19 protein-coding genes and 1 pseudogene are annotated in these 18068 nt (G+C 62.1%); 14 read left to right on the forward strand and 6 right to left on the reverse strand.

The genetic code is table 11. From position 1 onward, the window contains the following. Positions 1 to 35: 35 nt before the first annotated feature. Complete coding sequence (locus KGA98_RS17955; RefSeq protein ID WP_150814395.1) at positions 36 to 1133, forward strand: polyamine ABC transporter substrate-binding protein; 1098 nt, start codon at positions 36 to 38, stop codon at positions 1131 to 1133. 150 nt (positions 1134 to 1283) lie between these two features. Here KGA98_RS17955 and thpR read toward each other — a convergent pair. Further along, positions 1284 to 1827, reverse strand: a pseudogene (gene thpR / locus KGA98_RS17960) (RNA 2',3'-cyclic phosphodiesterase). 122 nt (positions 1828 to 1949) lie between these two features. Here thpR and KGA98_RS17965 point away from each other — a divergent pair. Then, positions 1950 to 2144 (forward strand): hypothetical protein, encoded by a 195-nt coding sequence (locus KGA98_RS17965; protein ID WP_056727280.1) that lies wholly within the window; start codon positions 1950 to 1952, stop codon positions 2142 to 2144. A gap of 14 nt (positions 2145 to 2158) precedes the next feature. Here KGA98_RS17965 and KGA98_RS17970 read toward each other — a convergent pair whose 3' ends face one another. Together KGA98_RS17970 and KGA98_RS17975 are read right to left on the reverse strand one after the other, a co-directional pair. Next, positions 2159 to 2512 (reverse strand): DUF1428 domain-containing protein, encoded by a 354-nt coding sequence (locus KGA98_RS17970; RefSeq protein WP_090456179.1) that lies wholly within the window; start codon positions 2510 to 2512, stop codon positions 2159 to 2161. Between the two features lie 17 nt (positions 2513 to 2529). After that, positions 2530 to 3594 (reverse strand): hypothetical protein, encoded by a 1065-nt coding sequence (locus KGA98_RS17975; protein ID WP_223502960.1) that lies wholly within the window; start codon positions 3592 to 3594, stop codon positions 2530 to 2532. 383 nt (positions 3595 to 3977) lie between these two features. On the opposite strand from KGA98_RS17975, the gene KGA98_RS17980 reads away from it, so the two are divergent. Further along, entirely contained in the window at positions 3978 to 4238 is a 261-nt protein-coding gene (locus KGA98_RS17980) for a hypothetical protein (RefSeq protein ID WP_090456182.1), read from the forward strand. A 38-nt stretch (positions 4239 to 4276) separates the two neighbouring features. On the opposite strand, the gene KGA98_RS17985 is transcribed toward KGA98_RS17980, so the two are convergent. Next, positions 4277 to 4513: a hypothetical protein gene (locus KGA98_RS17985; protein ID WP_223502962.1), complete on the reverse strand. Its 237-nt coding sequence runs from the start codon at positions 4511 to 4513 to the stop codon at positions 4277 to 4279. 179 nt (positions 4514 to 4692) lie between these two features. On the opposite strand from KGA98_RS17985, the gene KGA98_RS17990 reads away from it, so the two are divergent. From KGA98_RS17990 to yghX, 6 genes are all read left to right on the forward strand, one after another. Continuing rightward, complete coding sequence (locus KGA98_RS17990) at positions 4693 to 6456, forward strand: L-lactate permease (RefSeq protein ID WP_150814589.1); 1764 nt, start codon at positions 4693 to 4695, stop codon at positions 6454 to 6456. A gap of 217 nt (positions 6457 to 6673) precedes the next feature. Then, a complete protein-coding gene (gene glcD / locus KGA98_RS18000) occupies positions 6674 to 8173 on the forward strand; it encodes a glycolate oxidase subunit GlcD (protein WP_223502964.1) in 1500 nt (499 codons plus the stop codon). Next, the gene (gene glcE / locus KGA98_RS18005) at positions 8173 to 9237 is read left to right on the forward strand and encodes a glycolate oxidase subunit GlcE (RefSeq protein WP_223502966.1); all 1065 of its coding nucleotides are present in this window, start codon (positions 8173 to 8175) and stop codon (positions 9235 to 9237) included. Before glcD ends, glcE begins: the two co-directional genes overlap by 1 nt. 3 nt (positions 9238 to 9240) lie before the next feature. Continuing rightward, positions 9241 to 10458 (forward strand): glycolate oxidase subunit GlcF, encoded by a 1218-nt coding sequence (gene glcF / locus KGA98_RS18010; RefSeq protein WP_218497698.1) that lies wholly within the window; start codon positions 9241 to 9243, stop codon positions 10456 to 10458. A 19-nt stretch (positions 10459 to 10477) separates the two neighbouring features. Next, complete coding sequence (locus KGA98_RS18015) at positions 10478 to 10879, forward strand: heme-binding protein (protein WP_223502968.1); 402 nt, start codon at positions 10478 to 10480, stop codon at positions 10877 to 10879. Positions 10880 to 11028: 149 nt separating this feature from the next. After that, positions 11029 to 11916, forward strand: coding sequence for a YghX family hydrolase (gene yghX / locus KGA98_RS18020; protein WP_223502970.1), 888 nt, complete (start codon positions 11029 to 11031; stop codon positions 11914 to 11916). Positions 11917 to 12050: 134 nt separating this feature from the next. Here the strand turns inward: yghX and KGA98_RS18025 are convergent, their stop codons facing one another. Both KGA98_RS18025 and KGA98_RS18030 read right to left on the reverse strand, forming a co-directional pair. Then, complete coding sequence (locus KGA98_RS18025) at positions 12051 to 12704, reverse strand: peroxiredoxin (protein ID WP_056727305.1); 654 nt, start codon at positions 12702 to 12704, stop codon at positions 12051 to 12053. A 123-nt stretch (positions 12705 to 12827) separates the two neighbouring features. Further along, the gene (locus tag KGA98_RS18030) at positions 12828 to 13766 is read right to left on the reverse strand and encodes an aldo/keto reductase (protein ID WP_223502973.1); all 939 of its coding nucleotides are present in this window, start codon (positions 13764 to 13766) and stop codon (positions 12828 to 12830) included. 129 nt (positions 13767 to 13895) lie between these two features. Between KGA98_RS18030 and KGA98_RS18035 the strand changes: the two genes are divergently transcribed. From KGA98_RS18035 to KGA98_RS18055, 5 genes are all read left to right on the forward strand, one after another. Then, a complete protein-coding gene (locus tag KGA98_RS18035; protein WP_154947398.1) occupies positions 13896 to 14684 on the forward strand; it encodes an alpha/beta hydrolase in 789 nt (262 codons plus the stop codon). 133 nt (positions 14685 to 14817) lie between these two features. Further along, positions 14818 to 15447, forward strand: a complete 630-nt coding sequence (locus KGA98_RS18040; RefSeq protein ID WP_223502975.1) for a hypothetical protein — start codon at positions 14818 to 14820, stop codon at positions 15445 to 15447. A gap of 19 nt (positions 15448 to 15466) precedes the next feature. After that, on the forward strand, positions 15467 to 16132 hold the full coding sequence (locus tag KGA98_RS18045; protein WP_223502976.1) for a helix-turn-helix transcriptional regulator: 666 nt from the start codon (positions 15467 to 15469) through the stop codon (positions 16130 to 16132). Positions 16133 to 16307: 175 nt separating this feature from the next. Then, the gene (locus KGA98_RS18050) at positions 16308 to 17168 is read left to right on the forward strand and encodes a CAP domain-containing protein (protein WP_223502979.1); all 861 of its coding nucleotides are present in this window, start codon (positions 16308 to 16310) and stop codon (positions 17166 to 17168) included. 388 nt (positions 17169 to 17556) lie between these two features. Then, positions 17557 to 17958 (forward strand): GFA family protein, encoded by a 402-nt coding sequence (locus tag KGA98_RS18055; protein ID WP_223502981.1) that lies wholly within the window; start codon positions 17557 to 17559, stop codon positions 17956 to 17958. Positions 17959 to 18068: the final 110 nt, after the last annotated feature.

The raw sequence follows: 18068 nt of genomic DNA on the forward strand, positions 1-18068 counted from the left end.
GCCGTGTGATCTTGAAAAAAAATGGAGTTGTACCGATGAAAATGTTTGGCAGGACTCTGCTGACACTGTCCTTATTGGGCGCAATCGCCACCGGCGCCCAGGCCAATGACAAGGTTCTGCGCGTCTATAACTGGTCGGATTACATTGGCCCGGACACCGTCAAGAAATTCGAGGACGAGACTGGCATCCAGGTGACCTACGATGTCTTCGACAGCAACGAAACCCTTGAGGCACGCCTGCTGGCGGGCAAATCCGGCTACGACATCGTCGTGCCGTCCAACAGTTTCCTGGCCAAGCAGATCAAGGCCGGTGTCTATCAGGAACTGGACAAGTCGAAGCTGTCGAACTGGAAAAACCTCAACCCGGTGCTGCTGAAAAACGCCTCCGCGAGCGATCCCGACAATGCCCACGCCATCCCGTACATGTGGGGTTCGATCGGCATCGGCTTCAACCCGCAGAAGGTCAAGGAGGTGCTCGGCGCCAACGCCCCGACCAACTCCTGGGACCTGCTGTTCAAACCGGAAAACGCCGAGAAGCTAAAAGCCTGCGGCATCAGTTTCCTCGACTCGCCGACTGAAATGATCCCGACCGCCCTGCACTACCTGGGCTACCCGGTGAACGATCAGGACAAACAGCACATCGCCGAAGCCGAGGCGCTGTTCATGAAGATTCGCCCGAACGTGGCGTACTTCCATTCGTCGAAATACATCTCGGACCTGGCCAACGGCAACATCTGCGTGGCCGTCGGTTACTCCGGCGACGTGCTGCAGGCCAAGGCCCGCGCCCAGGAGGCCGGGGACAAGGTGAAGATCGACTACAGCATCCCGAAAGAAGGCGCCGCCAGTTTCTACGACATGCTCGCCATCCCGCGCGATGCCGCCAACGTCGAGAACGCGTACCTGTTCATGAACTTCCTGATGCGCCCCGACGTGATTGCCGACATCACCAACAACATCGGCTACAGCAACGCGAACGCTGCGGCCACGCCACTGGTCGATGAAGCGATCCGCAACGATCCGGGCTCCTACCCGCCGGAAGCGGTGATGGCCACGCTCTATGCCGTGCCGGACCAGCCGATTGCCGTCCAGCGGATCATGACCCGTGGCTGGACCAAGGTGAAGCTGGGCCAGTAATCCAGAACACCACCTACCTAATGTGGGAGCGGTGGGGTTCAACATTTTCCGTTCACGCAGCGCCTTACCACCGCTGCCTCTCCTGCAAGTAGAACGGCCTCACCTGGCTCCCTCGGTTCAGGTGAATTTTGGCGCCCTCGGGCGCCTTTTTTATTGGGGATCGATCAAAGGCCATTCAGCCAGCGCCCGATAGCGGCCCTTGTGGGATTCGAACAGGGTGAACCGGTCGGCACGCAGGAAGAATTCCGGCGCCGTTGCGGACTCCGGCACCGGTGCCCGATACTGCCGTGCCAGGGTCAGATGCGGACGGTATTCCCTTGGCGCTTCCTCCAGCCCGAACGGCAACATCGCCTGTTCCAGGGCATACACCAGGCGCAACAATGCCGGGGGGCGCCTGCTCCGGCGCGAGCACCAGCGCCCCTGCCCTGCGCCACACGTCCAGCCGATCCAGCACCACCGTCAAGCGCTCGCCCGGTGTACGGATCGCCGCCGCAGCGGTACAGATATCAGCAATCTGCGCCGCGCCCACCGCCCCCAAAAACTTCAGCGTCAGGTGAAAGTTTTCCGCCGGCACCGGCCGTCCGTTGCGCAGTTGCAGCGCACTGCGCCACTGCGCTATCTCCCGGCGCTGGGCCGGGGCGCAGTTCAGCGCAAAGAACAGACGCTTGAACGGCTCGCGGGATTCGTCGTTCATGCCGGGCACCTCGTGGGAAGACTGCCTGAGTGTACTCAACACCCGCCTGCCGGCCAGCGCATTTCTGGCATCGTGGGGCAGGCGCGTTATAGTTCTAGCATCCCGAAAAACCGGAGGGGGCCATGCGACAGATCATCAGCAAGGAACCATGGTGGGCCAGACCGCCCGAGCCCGGCCAGGATGAACTCAAGCTGGAATGGGGCTGGCTGGTGCACTACAGCGAAGGCGAGCCGCGCTTCGAGTTCATCCGCGAGCGGCCGACGGACGACGAGATCCGCCAGCGCAAGAGTTGCAGGATCACCCCGACGCCGGAGTGATCCCGCGTGCGGCGTCAGGCCTGGAGGAGCAATTCGAACCCGCCGTACACCATGCGCTGGCCATCGAAGGGCATCGGATTGACGTCCGGCTTCATGCGCGGGTCCTGCATCATCTTGTCCATTCCGGCATTGCGCCTGGCCTTGTCCGGCCAGACGATCCAGCCAAAGGCAACGGTTTCGCCTTCCTTGAGTTTCACCGACATTGGAAACGAGGTGACCTTGCCTTCCGGGACATCCTCGCCCCAGCATTCGACCACGCTCAAGGCACCGTTTTCCTTGAAAATCGAGGCGGCGATTTCGGCGTGTTTGATGTATTGCTCACGGTTGGCGGTGGGTACGGCAGCGATAAAACCATCGACATAAGACATGAGTATTTCTCCTTGGGTCATGGGGTGTTCTGCTGGGTAGTCGATTGCGCTGGCGTCCAATCGACAGTGCCGGTACTCAAACCGACCGGCGGTTCGGTACGCACCGCCAGGCTGCCTTCGATCTGCCCCGCCATGTAAAGCGTGCCAGCCATGACGCCAGTGGTCGGGTTCTGCACCAGTTTGAGCCAGGCCTTGTCGAAGGTATTGCCCAGGCTGCTGCGGATCAGCGCCTCGCTGTCGGGCCGGTCATTGGCCTGAATCAGTGCGCGAATGCCCGCCACCCCTATCGTGATCAAGCCACCGGCGAGTCTCCCGGCTGCCGCGGCCACGGCGCTGGCGGCCCCGCGCGGGGCCATCTCGGCTTCCATCCGCCGGCTGGCGCGCCTGGCCACCGGCGCCATCGCGGTGTCGGTCGAGCCCACCCCCTTGTCGCCACCGGCCTTGTGGATTTTGTCGACCAGCGCGGCGAAGGCCGGCAAGGTGTTCAGCGATTCGGTGTGCACGATCTGGTACAACGAAGCGTCCCGCGCCGGCGGCGGCCCGAGGGCGATGGCCGGGATTTTCTGGATGCGCCCGTTGAGCTGGGCCATCGGCACGCCGTGGCGGGTGGAGATTTTCTGCAGCTCTTCCTTGAGGATGTCGACGTAGAACGCCGCTGCCAGACCGAGAATCGCATCGGGATCGACTTCCAATGCCGCCGGGGCCAGGACCTTCTCCTGATAGGCTTCGAGCAGGTACGCCGCCAGGCGTTTTTCCGATGCGTCCTGCTCACCCTTGGCGCTGAGGGTGTACCAGCTGACCTTCACCGACAGCCATTCCTGGGTCCAGTAGCTGCTGAACCACGGAATGAAATTTTGTTCGGTCAACTCATAGACCCGTGTGCGCCAGTACTCCATGGCGCCGCGGGCGTAGATTCTGGTCTGCTCGGTGGCTGACTGCGACGCAGCGACGATCTCCCGGTCCACTTGCTGCCAGGTGCTCGTTGAGACGATGACCGGCGCCACTTCCACTGGCGCACGCGGCGGTGTGGCGCACCCCGCCAACACCACCAGCACGGCGACGATCAGCGAACGCAGGCTCAAGATTGCGACTTCCCGCAGTGTGCACCGGACGAAATGCCCGACACTCGAAACCATCGGTTTAAGTATAGGTGGCTGTGCCCTTGAGGCCGCCTTCGCGAGCAAGCCCGCTCCCACCCTGGTTGGCGGTGAACCTGTGGGAGCGGGCTTGCTCGCGAAGGGGTCCGCATCAACAACACAAAAACCACCATCACTGGCGTCGATATTCACCATCGCCGCGATTGCCTTCCGCTTGAACGCCGTCAGCGTAGGATCAATTCCAAGCCAACACGAAACCCCGAATCGGAGGGGAACCTCATGCTGATCCATCTGCTGACCTGCCTGGCCCTGACGGCGTTCACATTGAGTGTGTTTGCCTGGTACGTCCTGAGCGAGGAACAAACATCATGATTCACACTGTCACCCTCGCCGTACGTTTTCCGGTGTTCGGCAACAATTTCTACGCGCAGGAATTCGAGTCACGTAAAGAGTTGACTCTTCTGTTCGACGAGAAGTTCGAGGCGTTGCTGATCCCGGCAGCCGATCATCACTTCAGCAACGAAGTGGTCGGGCTCAATGATCAGTTCCGTTTTTTGAATGACGTGCTGGTCGAGCATCTGCTGGACGTCGAACTGGCAAAAGGCTCGGCCCGTTCGTTCGGGTTCTGACAGCGACCGCCGGTCGCCCGGGCACGGACGGCAACCGCTCACAACGTTCGCTGGCTATTGCCGATCCCCTTGGCAATATCAATCCCCCAATCCATCGCCGCTTCCATGTCCAGCATGTGCGGCCGCGGGTCGTGGTTCTCATCGATGGCCGAGCCGTCCGGCCGATAGACACCGATGAACATACCCAACGAACCGTCCTTCAATATCTCTGCCTTGACTTTGATGTTGCATCCGTTCGATAGCGTTTCCTTGTGCTCCAAATGGCGCTCGGTCATGACTGCATTGCTCCCCTGACTGAATTCAAACCCTACTGGCCATGCTAGCTCAGCCCTCCGGAATGCGCCGATTGGCAGGACCGGAGGCCCGCCCTGACAGCGGCGCAATGCCACCTATACTCAAGGCCACCTCCCCCCTGGGGATCTGCACGTCCAACAATAAAAAGCAGAGGTGGAACATGGTCTGGCAGCAAGTCTACGATCCGTTCGGTAACCCGGTGCTTTCAACGCTCATGGCGGCTGTGCCGGTGGTGGTGATGCTGGCGTCCCTTGCGTTTTTTCATATCAAGGCGCACCTGGCGGCGTTGCTCGCCCTGGCCTCGGCCTTGCTGATCTCGATCTTCGCCTTCGGCATGCCGGCGAACATGGCCGGTTCCGCGGCGCTGTTCGGTGCGGCCAACGGCCTGCTACCGATTGGCTGGATCGTGTTGAACATCATCTTCCTGCATCGCCTGACCACCGAGAACGGTTCGTTCAAGGTGTTGCAAGACTCCCTGGCGCGCATCACCGATGACCGGCGCCTGCAATTGCTGCTGATCGCCTTCTGCTTCGGGGCGTTTTTCGAGGGCGCCGCCGGTTTCGGTACGCCGGTGGCGGTGACCGGGGCGATTCTGATCGGGCTGGGGTTTTCGCCGCTCGCCGCTTCAGGGCTGGCACTGATCGCCAACACCGCCCCCGTGGCGTTCGGCGCCCTCGGCACACCGATCATCACCCTGGCCAAGGTCACCGGACTGGATGAAATGGAGCTGTCGATGATGGTCGGCCGGCAGTTGCCGTTCTTCTCGGTGCTGGTGCCGTTCTGGTTGATCTGGGCCTTTGCCGGCTGGCGCAAGATGGTGGAAATCTGGCCGGCGATCCTGGTGGCCGGGGTCAGTTTTGCCGTGCCGCAGTTCCTGGTGTCCAACTATCACGGGCCGATGCTGGTGGACGTGATCGCCGCACTGATTTCCATGGCCTGCCTGACCGGTTTCCTCAAGGTGTGGAAACCGGCCACCGTGCATACCTCCGCCGCCCTGTCCGGCCGGGTCGACAACTCGAAGATCGACGCCGAGCACGACGAAAAGCCTGTACCCACTGCAACCTTTGCCAATGAAGCAAAACCGGCAGTGATGCGGGCGTGGATGCCGTGGCTCATCCTCACGGTCTTCGTGTTCATCTGGGGCACCCAGGGCTTCAAGAACACCTTCGACACCCGCCCCGCCATCGACCCGCAAACCAGTGCCGCCAAGCTCGATCCTCAGGGCAAGCCGATGCGCGAGGCGAACCCGCTGTTTGCGCCGGTCGTGACCTTCACCACCCTGCACTTGCAGGTCGAGAAAGTCCCGCCCGTGGTGGCCGCGCCGAAAACCGAAGAAGCGGTGTACAAGTTCACCTGGTTCACCGCCACCGGCAGCGGCATTCTGCTGGCGGCGATTGTCGGCGGTTTGCTGATGGGGTACTCGATCCCGCAACTGATTCACCAGTACCTGCGCACTTTGTGGGTGGTGCGTTATTCGCTGATCACCATTGCGGCGATGCTCGCGCTGGGCTTCCTCACGCGCTACTCGGGCCTGGATGCGACCATGGGCCTGGCTTTCGCCGCGACGGGCATTTTCTACCCGATGTTCGGCACCCTGCTCGGCTGGCTCGGCGTGGCGTTGACAGGTTCAGACACCGCGTCAAACGTGCTGTTCGGTGGCCTGCAACGGGTGACATCCGAGCAGTTGGGCATCAGCCCGGTGTTGATGGCTGCCGCCAACAGTTCCGGCGGGGTCATGGGCAAGATGGTCGACGCCCAGTCGATCGTGGTCGCCTCCACCGCCACCCGCTGGTACGGCCATGAAGGGGAAATCCTGCGCTACGTATTCTTCCACTCGATTGTGCTGGCGATCCTGGTCGGTGGCCTGGTGACGCTGCAGGCCTACGTCGCACCGTTCAGCCATATGGTGGTGGGCGGACATTGATCCCTGTGGGAGCGAGCTTGCTCGCGATGGCGGAGTGTCATTCAACATAGATGTCGACTGGTCTGCCGCTATCGCGAGCAAGCTCGCTCCCACAGTGAGTGGTGGTACGTCGAGCAGACAACGATCCCATGGACAGCTGAGCCTGACGGGCCAATGATTAAGACAGTGGACCGCGAAAACAGACCTCACGCATCAACAAAACGAGTGTCGAGCGCCGATGAACATTCTCTACGATGAACGCGTTGACGGTGCCTTGCCCGACGTCGACAAACAGGCGCTGTTGCACGCCCTGCAAACCCGCTTGCCAGCTCTTGAGATCCTGCATCAGCGCGAGGAAACCAAGCCCTACGAATGCGACGGGCTGTCGGCCTACCGCACCACGCCGATGCTGGTAGTGCTGCCCCGATCCATCGACGAAGTCCAGGGGGTGCTGCGGGTCTGCCATGAACTGCGCGTCCCCGTCGTGGCCCGGGGCGCGGGCACCGGGTTGTCCGGCGGCGCGTTGCCCCTGGAGAAAGGCGTGCTGCTGGTGATGGCGCGCTTCAACAACATCCTGCACATCGATCCAGCCGCCCGTACCGCACGGGTTCAGCCCGGCGTACGCAATCTGGCGATTTCCCAGGCAGTGGCACCCTTCGGTCTGTATTACGCGCCGGATCCGTCGTCGCAAATCGCCTGTTCCATCGGCGGCAACGTCGCGGAAAATGCCGGTGGCGTGCACTGCCTGAAGTACGGCCTGACCGTGCACAACGTGCTCAAGGTCGACATCCTCACCGTTGATGGCGAGCACCTGAGCCTGGGCTCCAACGCCCTCGACGCCCCCGGTTTCGACCTGCTGGCGCTGTTCACCGGCTCCGAAGGCCTGCTCGGGGTGATCACCGAAGTCACGGTCAAGCTGCTGCCCAAGCCGCAGACCGCCAAAGTGCTGCTGGCGGCGTTCGATTCCGTGGAAAAAGCCGGGCGCGCCGTCGGCGACATCATTGCCGCCGGCATCATCCCCGGTGGCCTGGAAATGATGGACAACCTGGCCATCCGCGCCGCCGAGGACTTCATCCACGCCGGTTATCCGGTGGATGCCCAGGCCATTCTGCTGTGCGAGCTCGATGGTGTTGAAGCCGATGTCTCAGATGACTGCGACCGGGTGCGCCAGGTACTGCAACAGGCCGGCGCCACCGAGTTACGCCAGGCCAAGGACGAAGCCGAGCGCGTGCTGTTCTGGGCCGGGCGCAAGAATGCCTTCCCGGCGGTGGGTCGCCTCTCGCCGGACTACTACTGCATGGACGGCACCATTCCCCGTCGCGAACTGCCCGGCGTACTGCACGCCATCGCCGAGCTTTCGAACGAATACGGCCTGCGGGTGGCCAACGTGTTCCATGCCGGCGACGGCAACATGCACCCGCTGATCCTGTTCGATGCCAATCAACCCGGTGAACTTGATCGAGCCGAAGCCCTGGGCGGCAAGATTCTGGAGTTGTGCGTGAAAGTCGGCGGCAGCATCACCGGTGAACACGGCGTGGGCCGCGAGAAGATCAACCAGATGTGCGCGCAGTTCAACAGCGATGAGCTGACCCTGTTCCATGCCATCAAGGCCGCCTTCGACCCCAGCGGCCTGCTCAACCCCGGCAAGAACATTCCGACCCTGCACCGCTGCGCCGAATTCGGTGCCATGCACATACATGGCGGTCAATTGCCCTTCCCCGAGCTGGAGCGCTTCTGATGCACGGCCCTGAAGATTTCGATGACAGCCAGTCACTGCTGGAACAGGTCAATCAGGCGCTGGAAAACGCCACGCCCTTGCGCATCCAGGGTTCCAACAGCAAAGCCTTTCTCGGCCGCACCACGGCCGGGGAAATTCTCGACACCCGCTCGCACCGGGGTATCGTCAGTTACGACCCGACTGAACTGGTGATCACCGCCCGTTGCGGCACACCGTTGTCGCAACTGACGCAGGTGCTGGACGCCGCGCAACAGATGCTGCCCTGCGAGCCACCGTCCTTCGGCGACGGCGCCACCGTCGGCGGCATGATCGCCTGCGGGCTGTCCGGGCCACGACGCCCGTGGTCCGGTTCGGTGCGCGATTTCGTCCTCGGCACGCGGGTCATCACAGGGCAAGGCAAGCTGTTGCGCTTCGGTGGCGAGGTGATGAAAAACGTCGCCGGCTACGACCTGTCGCGCCTGATGGCCGGCAGTTACGGCAGCCTCGGGCTGATTACCGAAGTTTCCCTCAAAGTGCTGCCCAAACCCCGGCAGTGCCTCAGTATCGGCCTGGAAATGGACGCCGAACGGGCCTTGTTGCGCCTGGCGGAATGGGGCCAGCAGCCGTTGCCGATCAGCGCGGCATGTCACGACGGTTCACGCCTGCACCTGCGGCTTGAGGGCGGTGAAGGTTCGGTATCGGCGGCCCATGAGCGCCTCGGGGGCGAACGGCTGGAATCTTGCTGGTGGGACGATCTCAACGAACAGCGCTTGAGTTTCTTCGATGAAGACCAACCGCTTTGGCGCCTGTCACTGCCGCACAACACGCCGCTTCTGTCGTTGCCGGGGCGCCAGTTGATCGACTGGGGGGGCGCCCAGCGCTGGCTGAAATCCGATGCCGAAGCGGCGTACATCCGCCAGGTCGTCGACGAGGTCGGTGGCCATGCCACCTGCTTCAGCCATGGCCTGACCGACACTCCATTCCAGCCTCTGCCCCCGGCCCTGATGCGCTATCACCGCAACCTGAAACAACAGCTCGATCCACGGGGTATCTTCAACCCCGGACGCCTGTACGCGGAGCTTTGAACCATGCAGACGACCTTGAGTGAACGCGCCAGCCAATTGCCCCGCGCCGCAGAAGCCGAAAGCATCCTGCGCACCTGCGTGCACTGCGGGTTCTGCAATGCCACGTGCCCGACCTATCAATTGCTCGGCGATGAACTGGACGGACCACGGGGTCGCATTTACCTGATCAAGCAGGTGCTGGAAGGCAACGACGTCACGCAAAAGACCCAGCAGCACCTGGACCGCTGCCTGTCGTGCCGCAACTGCGAAACCACCTGTCCGTCGGGCGTCGACTACCACAACCTGCTGGACATCGGGCGGGCGGTGGTCGATGCGGCGGTGCCACGCCCGCTCGGTCAGCGCCTGTTGCGCGAAGGGTTGCGGCAGACCGTGCCGCATCCGGATTTGTTTAAAAGCCTGATCAATGGCGGCCAAGTGTTCCGCGCACTGCTGCCCGACTCCCTGCAAAGCAAATTGCCGCGCAGTGCATACCCGGCCAAACCGCGACCCATGACCCTGCGCGAGCGTCAGGTGCTGATGCTCGAAGGTTGCGTGCAGCCCAGCCTGTCACCCAACACCAATGCCGCGGCGGCGCGGGTACTGGACCGGTTGGGGATCAGCGTCATCGCGAGCCGCGAAGCCGGTTGCTGCGGCGCCGTGGACTACCACCTGGACGCCCAGGCCGCCGGCCTCGATCGTGCCCGGCGCAACATCGACGCGTGGTGGCCGAGCCTGGAAAAAGGCGCCGAGGCGATTGTGCAGACCGCCAGCGGTTGCGGCGCCTTCATCAAGGATTACGGCCACCTGCTCGCCAGCGACCCGGCCTATGCCGACAAGGCGAAAAAGGTCAGTGCGCTGGCCAGGGATCTGGTGGAAGTGTTGCGCGACGAACCGCTGGAGCAACTCGGCATCCACGCCTCGCAACGCTTGGCCTTCCATTGCCCCTGCACCCTGCAGCACGGGCAGAAACTCGGCGGTGCCGTGGAAGCGCTGCTGACCGGACTCGGTTTCAACCTGACGTCTGTCCCCGACGGGCACCTGTGCTGCGGCTCGGCGGGCACCTATTCGCTCACCCAGCCCGAACTGTCGCGACAACTGCGCGACAACAAGCTCGACGCCCTGGAAAGCGGCCATCCCGAGGTCATTGTCACGGCCAACATCGGCTGCCAGTCGCACCTCGACGGCGCAGGGCGAACCCCGGTGCGGCACTGGATCGAACTGGTCGAAGCCAACTTGCCGTAACCGAACCCTGGAGATGCCCATGAACCGCAAAGCTGTCCTGAGCCAGGCCGAAGTCGGCCAGATCCTCACCGCCGCCCGCGCCGAAGCACAGGCCAATCAATGGGCCGTGACCATAGTGGTAGTCGATGACGGCGGCCACCCGCTGGCCCTCGAACGCCTCGATGGCTGCGCGCCAGGCAGTGCCTACATCGCCACCGAAAAGGCGCGCACCTCAGCCCTCGGGCGGCGCGAGTCGAAAAGCTATGAGGACATGGTCAACGCCGGGCGCTACGCTTTCCTCTCGGCACCCTTGCTGACTTCGCTTGAGGGTGGCGTGCCGATTGTTTTTGATGGGCAGGTGATAGGCGCTGTCGGGGTGTCGGGCGTCAAGCCTGAACAGGATGCGCAGGTAGCGAAGGCTGGGGCGCAGAGCCTGAAATGAAATGTTGGCTTCACCCTTTTCCCTGTGGGAGCGGGCTTGCTCGCGAAGAGAGAGTGTCAGTCGAAGACATTGCTGTCTGACAGACCGCTTTCGCGAGCAAGCCCGCTCCCACAGGGGCCGCGTTAAACCAGACGAGAGGAGCTGAATCCATGACCCGTCTAACCGCAAAAGACTTCGCCCCCGAACTGCTGGAACTGTACGACTACTACGCCCACGGCAAGATCAACCGCCGGGAGTTTCTCAACCGTGCGGCGCTGTTTACCTTCGGCGGTTTGACCGCTGGAGCCCTGCTCGCCGCGCTAAGCCCCAACTATGCGCTGGCCGAGCAGGTCTCCTTCACCGATCCGGAGATTATTGCCGAGTACATCACCTACCCGTCGCCCAAGGGCCACGGCCAGGTTCGCGGTTATCTGGTGCGTCCGGCCAAAGCCACCGGCAAAGTACCAGCAGTGGTGGTCGTGCACGAAAACCGCGGGCTCAACCCCTACATCGAAGATGTGGCCCGGCGGCTGGCCAAGTCCGGTTTCATCGCCCTCGCCCCGGACGGCCTGAGTTCGGTCGGCGGTTATCCGGGCAATGACGACAAGGGCCGCGAGCTTCAGGCCAAGGTCGACCCGGAAAAGCTGATGAACGACTTTTTCGCAGCCGTCGAATGGATGATGAAACACCCTGCCGCTACGGGAAAAGTCGGTATCACCGGGTTCTGCTATGGCGGTGGCGTGACCAACGCCGCCGCGGTGGCCTACCCGGAACTGGAGGCCGCCGTGTCGTTTTATGGCCGTCAGCCAACGGCCGAGGAAGTGCCCCGGATCAAGGCCCCGGTGATGCTGCACTACGGCGAACTGGACACGCGGATCAACGAAGGCTGGCCCGCCTATGAGCAAGCGTTGAAGGCCGGGGGCAAGACCTATGAGGCCTACATTTATCCGGGCTGCAATCATGGTTTCCACAACGACTCCACGCCGCGCTTCGACGAGGCGGCGGCGAAACTGGCGTGGGAGCGGACGTTGGGGTGGTTTCGCAAGTATCTGGTTTGACTGGAAGTCCGGGGCTGGCCCCTTCGCGAGCAAGCCCGCTCCCACATGGATCTCTGTCGCACACAGATCTTGTGTTCACTGGAGATCCAGTGTGGGAGCGAGCTTGCTCGCGATGGCGGTATGACTGTTGGTGACTACTTCGGCTGAGCCACGGTCCGCAGATACGGCTTCAGGGTCTTGAAGCCATCCGGGTATTTCTTCTTCGCGTCTTCATCGGACACCGAGGTCGGGATGATTACATCTTCACCCGGCCGCCAGTTCACTGGCGTGGCAACGGTGTGTTTGGCATTGAGTTGCAGGGAATCAAGCAGACGCAGCACTTCGTCGAAATTGCGCCCTGCGCTCATTGGGTAGATCAGCATGGCCTTGACCTTCTTGTCCGGGCCGACGATGAACACCGAACGCACCGTGGCGTTGTCCACTGCCGTGCGCGCGCCGCCGCTGGCATTGGGGTGGATCATGTCGTACAGCTTGGCCACCACCAGGTTTTCGTCGCCGATCAGCGGGTAGTTCACCGCCGTGCCCTGGGTCTCGGCGATGTCACCGACCCAACGGTTGTGGTCACTGACCGGGTCGACGCTGAGGCCCAGGACCTTGGTGTTGCGCTTGTCGAATTCCGGTTTGAGTTTGGCCAGGTAACCCAGTTCGGTGGTGCACACCGGGGTGAAATCCTTGGGATGGGAAAACAGGATGGCCCAGCCATCGCCGATCCATTGGTGAAAGTTGAGGGTGCCTTCGGTGGTGTCGGCGGTGAAATCCGGTGCTTCGTCGCCAATGCGGATAGCCATGTTCGATCTCCTTGCAGTGATGGACAGGGACGCCGTCAGGGCAGCGAATGCGCTTTCAACGGCATGGACGCGACTCAGTATAGGAGAGGTTCGGCGACTCGCCGCAACGGGTTGAACACGTCGCTAGCCCACCAGCGCAATCAGTTGCTGACGCTGGGCATCGGTGAGCATCGGGCCGAAACCGGCCCGGACATTTTCCGCCATGTAGCGCGGGTTGCCGGTGCCGGGAATCACGCAGGTCACCGCCGAATGTGACAGCAGGTACTTCAGTGCCAGTTGCGGCCAACTCTTGACTCCGACTTGCGCCGCCCAGCCTGGCAGCGGCTTATCTTTCAGTTTGGCCAGCAAGCCGCCACCGCCAAACGGCCGGTTGCAGATCACCGCCACTCCCCGCTCGCGGCACAACGGCAGCAGGCGTTTCTCTACGCCGCGATCATCCAGGGCGTAGTTGATCTGCAAGAAATCCACGGGCTCGGCCTTGAGTACCGCTTCCACTTCTTCATAGGCCGACGCCGTGTAATGGGTGATGCCGATGTAGCGGATGCGCCCAGCTTCCTTCCAGTGGCGCAGGGTCGGCAGGTGCGTCCGCCAGTCCAACAGGTTGTGGATCTGCATCAGGTCGATCCGGTCGGTCTGCAACAGGGCGAAGGATTGTTCCATCTGCGCGATGCCTTCTTCGCGGCCCCGGGTCCACACCTTGGTGGCCAGGAAGGCCGGCGAGCGCGGCTCATGGATCGACAGCAGGTCGCCGGTGGTCTGTTCGGCGCGACCGTACATCGGCGAGCTGTCGATCAGCTTGCCACCCTTCTCGAACAACGCGTCCAGCACTGCGGGCAAGTCCTTGTAGGCCGAAGGCTCGACATCGAAACCTCGGTAAGTGCCCAACCCTACGATCGGCAAGGACTCGTTGCTGGAAGGAATGGCGCGGGTCTGCATGGTCTTGCCTCCTGTTCCCGTCGACGGCACGGGTTGTGCCCCCGCCTGACCGAACGTGAAGACCGCCGAAGCACCGGCAGCCAGCGCGAGTATTGCTCTACGGGTGTACCCCACAGGATGGCTCATAAAACGCTTCTCACCAGTCGCCAGGGTCCGGCCTGTTGCGCCGACAATACGGATAACCCGCGCCAAGGGTCGATTGACTACACTCAGAAAGCCTTGTGGCGCCAGCCATTTTCAAACCCCGAGCAGTCAATGCCGCCCACTAACGTTAGTCGAATGTCGCGCACCCTGTTGTTACTCGTCGTCATCGTCGCTGCGTTGTACCTGGCGCTGTGCGTGGCGCTGTTCGTTTTCCAGCGAGCGCTGATTTACTACCCGCAACCGCGCGCCGTCGGGACTGCCGCGACGCTGCTCACCCTGCCGACTGCCGACGCACAGGTGCTGGTGTCCATCCGACCGCACGAGGGGCCCAACGCGCTGATTTATTTTGGCGGCAATGCCGAAGACGTCTCGCGCAACCTGCCCGGGTTCTCCCAAGCGTTCCCTGACTACGCCCTGTATCTGCTGCATTACCGGGGTTATGGCGGGAGTTCCGGCTCGCCTTCCGAAGAGGCCATTGCCCGCGATGCCATCACCTTGTTCGACCAGGTACATGCCAGCCATCCGCATGTGGCAGTGGTCGGACGCAGCCTGGGTTCCGGGGTGGCCGTGCGCCTGGCCAGCGAGCGCCCGGCGGCGCGACTGGTGCTGATCACGCCCTACAACAGCCTCGAAGGGCTCGCCGCCCGTCAGTTCCGCTGGTTTCCGGTGCGCTGGTTGTTGAAGGACAAGTTTCAGTCCTGGCGGTACGCCGCCCGCATCACCGTGCCGACATTGTTGATCGCGGCCGAGCATGACGAGGTGATTGCGCGCTCAAGCACCGAGCGCCTGTTGAGTCACTTCACCCGTGGTGTGGCGTCATTGCAGGTCATTGCGGGGACGGGCCATAACTCGATCAGTGACAGCCCCGACTACCTCAAACGTCTGCGTGAAGGGTTGTAAAACCTGAGTGCAACGTGCCTTTCCCATGACGAAATACGACCGTTAATCCGAGAGTTCATCCACGCCCAATAAAAACATATTTTTATGCCTATATTGATATTGTCGAACATTCCCACTCTCAGAGGGTGCCGTCATGAATATCAAGATCCTGGCTTTGCTCCTGCTGGCTTTCTGTGCGCAACCGGTCTGGAGCCAGACGCCTGCCGCCTCACCTGCCGCTGCCGACAGCCCCGCGCTGACCACGCGCCTGGCCCTTCGCGACCTTTGGGTAGAACACATTTTCTGGATCAGAAACTACGCGCTGGCCAATCAATCCGCCGACCAGAAGCAAGCCAAAGTGGCGGCGGACCAGGTGGTCGACAACGCCACCAAAATCGCCAACAGCATCGCCCCGCTCTACGGCCAACCGGCAGCCGATCAGTTGCTCAAGCTGCTTGCCGGTCATTGGGGCGCGGTGAAACACTACAGCGATGCCACCGTCGCGAAAGACGCGAAAGGCAAGCAGGCTGCCATCACCGAGTTGACCGGCAATGCCAAGGCGATTGCGACTTTCCTGGCCACCGCCAACCCCAATCTGCCTGAAGCCACGCTGGTCAACATGTTGTCGGCCCATGGCGGTCACCACGTCGCCCAGATCGATGAATTCTCGGCACACGATTACACCGGCGAAGCCCGCACCTGGGCGATGATGCGCACGCACATCCTGGCCCTGGCCGACGCCTTGACCGGCGCGCTGGTCAAGCAATTCCCGGACAAGTTCTGATATCGCGCGAGGGCACACCATGCTGGAAGGACTGGGCCGAACACAGCAGGACCTGCTCAACGCACTGCTGCACCATGGGGGCGGCATGAGCATTGACGAGTTGGCTGAGCACCTGGCAGTCACGCGCACGGCGATCCGCCAACACCTGGCGGCGCTGGAGCGTGACGCTCTGGTGCTGCGCGGCGAAACCCGGCCGACGGGCCGTCGCCCCGAGCAGTTGTATCAGCTCACCGACCACGCGCGGGAGCAGTTCCCTCGCCATTATCAGCTACTGGCCAGCGTATTGATTGATGAAGTCGCTGCCATCATCGGCCCTGAAGCCCTGGCCTCGCTGATGCGCAGCATGGGCCGCAAACTGGCTTCGGACCGTGAACAGCAGGTCGTGGATGAAGCCAGGATCGTGCAGCACATGAACCAGGCGGGCTACGAAGCCGAGGTGTTTTTTCGCTCAGGCGGCACCCCGGAAATCGTCGCGCATAACTGCGTGTTCCATCGCCTGGCCGCTGCCCACCCGGTGGTCTGCGAACTGGACCTGGCCTTGATTGGCGCGTTGGGCGGCGGTGAAGTCGAGCACAGCGAGTGCATGGTGCGCGGCGGGCATGTCTGTCGCTTCAGGCTGCGTCCGAGCGAAACCCCGGACGTCGCGACAGAGCCTGCTTCAGGCAATACCGATCAGCCAGCCTAGCGCTGGCGTGACAACCGTTGCTGCCGGTTTCCGACGACCTGACACCCTTCGTCGGACTCATGGCTTCGCCCGCAAATAGACAGCTGCCCGCCGTGAACCTTGTTTCAAGGCACCAGTCATAGCCCAGCGTTTTTCCCCACTTTCTTCGTTGTCATCTCATCAGAGTTGTCCGTCCATGCGCCAAACCGCCGTTGCCTTGCGCTTATCTTCGCTGTGCCTGTTTTCCCTGCTCCCCGTTTTTGCAAGCCCCGCCCACGCCGATGGGCAACGGCAACTGGTAGACGCCATCAACGACTATCGCGCCCATCCGCAACGCTGCGACCGGCGGCCCACGCAACGCTTATCACCCCTGACGCTCAAGTCGAACCTGGCCCTGCCCGTTGGCTATGGCGGTGGGTTGCGGGACCGGTTAAAGGCTTCCGGCTATCAGGCCACCATGGTGCGGTCCATCCGCGTGGTGGGTGCACGGGATGCCGAAGAAGCCTTCGATATGTTCCAGGACGAGCACTGCGCGGCACTGCTCGACAATCAATACGCCGACATCGGCGTCAGCCGCGCCGGAAGTGAGTGGCAAGTGGTGCTGGCACGGCCGGTGCTCGACGGGAAAACAGGCGATCCACGCAGCGCCGCTCAGGCGTTGCTGGCTCAGGTCAACGCAGCCCGGGCCAAACCGCGCCTGTGTGGTCGCCAGCGTTTCGCCGCCGCACGACCGCTGTCCTGGAGTGCAGCCTTGGGCTCCGCGGCACAAAGCCACAGCAAGGATATGGCCTACGGTAACTATTTCGCCCACCAGGACGCCGACGGTGACATGCCCTCCGACCGCGCCAGGGCCGCTGGCTACCGTGGCCGGCAGATCGGTGAAAACATCGCCGCCGGGCAAGGTTCACCCAGCAAGGCCATGGCCGGCTGGCTCGCCAGCCCCGGGCACTGCGCCAACCTGATGAACCCGATGTTCACCCAGGTCGGTGCCGCTTACGCCGCCAACGCGCGCAGCGACAACGGTGTTTACTGGACGATGCTGTTTGGCGCGCCTTGAGCCGCTGACCGGACCCACCTTGCGGGCATTGAAAAGCCCGCATTGAGCGGGCTTTGTGGGTGAATGTAACAAGTAGGTGGCCGGTGCTGGTCTCCGGCTTACAAGGTTTATCAGGCCTCCCACAAAAGAGTCGTGAAACTGTAATGGAACTCTTCTGCTTCACACGGCATAAGGGCTGGATCCCAGCGCGGGGATCTTTCTAACCGTGTACCCTTCGGAACGCGCCCCACGTCTCCTTGCTATCCTTTTGCGCATCAGTCTGCGTCTTCACCTACAGTTTTGAGGATAGCAAAACAGACACATTTGCCAACCGGGCTTTTAGACCGATTTCGACCAGCAGAAAACATGGCTGGACGGAAAAATACTATCGATCCACGGATGACTTTACATGGATGAGTTTCACCACGGCAGTTGCCTCTGCGGCGCCGTCAAATATCGCTTGTCGACCAAGCTGAAAGCCGTCACCCATTGCCATTGCAGCCAATGCCGAAAGGGCCATGGGGCTGCATTTGCAACCTATGCCAGCGCACCCGCCTCGGCGCTTGGCATCATGACCGGCGCAGATTCGCTGAAGGCGTATGAATCGTCCAGGGGTGTCACACGGCAGTTCTGTTCTCACTGCGGATCTTCATTGTTCTGGACTGACTCGACCGGAGCGTTTTCCGAGTGGATTTCGATTGCCCTCGGTACGCTGGATACGCCGTTACGACCAAACAAGCAAAAACATGTTTTTGTCAGCTCGAAAGCGGATTGGTACGACATCAACGATCAGCATCCACGAACGGACTGAGTGGCTGGAGCGAGCTTGCTCGCGATGAGGTCAGCACATTCAACATTGATATCGACTGACCCACCGCTATCGCGAGCAAGCTCGCTCCCACAGTGATTTCGGTTGCTCGC

This window comes from Pseudomonas sp. BF-R-24 (assembly GCF_019947335.1).
In the GTDB taxonomy this organism is placed as follows: Bacteria; Pseudomonadota; Gammaproteobacteria; order Pseudomonadales; family Pseudomonadaceae; genus Aquipseudomonas; species Aquipseudomonas jessenii.

What these genes read in the sequence shown, in the direction of transcription:
- KGA98_RS17990 (WP_150814589.1), top strand. Translation starts at nt 4,693, where the DNA reads ATGGTCTGGCAGCAAGTCTACGATCCGTTCGGTAACCCGGTGCTTTCA.
- KGA98_RS18055 (WP_223502981.1), top strand. Translation starts at nt 17,557, where the DNA reads ATGGATGAGTTTCACCACGGCAGTTGCCTCTGCGGCGCCGTCAAATAT.
- KGA98_RS17970 (WP_090456179.1), bottom strand. Translation starts at nt 2,512, where the DNA reads ATGTCTTATGTCGATGGTTTTATCGCTGCCGTACCCACCGCCAACCGT.
- KGA98_RS17955 (WP_150814395.1), top strand. Translation starts at nt 36, where the DNA reads ATGAAAATGTTTGGCAGGACTCTGCTGACACTGTCCTTATTGGGCGCA.
- KGA98_RS18040 (WP_223502975.1), top strand. Translation starts at nt 14,818, where the DNA reads ATGAATATCAAGATCCTGGCTTTGCTCCTGCTGGCTTTCTGTGCGCAA.
- KGA98_RS17985 (WP_223502962.1), bottom strand. Translation starts at nt 4,513, where the DNA reads ATGACCGAGCGCCATTTGGAGCACAAGGAAACGCTATCGAACGGATGC.
- KGA98_RS17965 (WP_056727280.1), top strand. Translation starts at nt 1,950, where the DNA reads ATGCGACAGATCATCAGCAAGGAACCATGGTGGGCCAGACCGCCCGAG.
- glcE (WP_223502966.1), top strand. Translation starts at nt 8,173, where the DNA reads ATGCACGGCCCTGAAGATTTCGATGACAGCCAGTCACTGCTGGAACAG.
- KGA98_RS18025 (WP_056727305.1), bottom strand. Translation starts at nt 12,704, where the DNA reads ATGGCTATCCGCATTGGCGACGAAGCACCGGATTTCACCGCCGACACC.
- glcF (WP_218497698.1), top strand. Translation starts at nt 9,241, where the DNA reads ATGCAGACGACCTTGAGTGAACGCGCCAGCCAATTGCCCCGCGCCGCA.
- glcD (WP_223502964.1), top strand. Translation starts at nt 6,674, where the DNA reads ATGAACATTCTCTACGATGAACGCGTTGACGGTGCCTTGCCCGACGTC.
- KGA98_RS18050 (WP_223502979.1), top strand. Translation starts at nt 16,308, where the DNA reads ATGCGCCAAACCGCCGTTGCCTTGCGCTTATCTTCGCTGTGCCTGTTT.
- KGA98_RS17980 (WP_090456182.1), top strand. Translation starts at nt 3,978, where the DNA reads ATGATTCACACTGTCACCCTCGCCGTACGTTTTCCGGTGTTCGGCAAC.
- yghX (WP_223502970.1), top strand. Translation starts at nt 11,029, where the DNA reads ATGACCCGTCTAACCGCAAAAGACTTCGCCCCCGAACTGCTGGAACTG.
- KGA98_RS18030 (WP_223502973.1), bottom strand. Translation starts at nt 13,766, where the DNA reads ATGAGCCATCCTGTGGGGTACACCCGTAGAGCAATACTCGCGCTGGCT.
- KGA98_RS18035 (WP_154947398.1), top strand. Translation starts at nt 13,896, where the DNA reads ATGCCGCCCACTAACGTTAGTCGAATGTCGCGCACCCTGTTGTTACTC.
- KGA98_RS18015 (WP_223502968.1), top strand. Translation starts at nt 10,478, where the DNA reads ATGAACCGCAAAGCTGTCCTGAGCCAGGCCGAAGTCGGCCAGATCCTC.
- KGA98_RS18045 (WP_223502976.1), top strand. Translation starts at nt 15,467, where the DNA reads ATGCTGGAAGGACTGGGCCGAACACAGCAGGACCTGCTCAACGCACTG.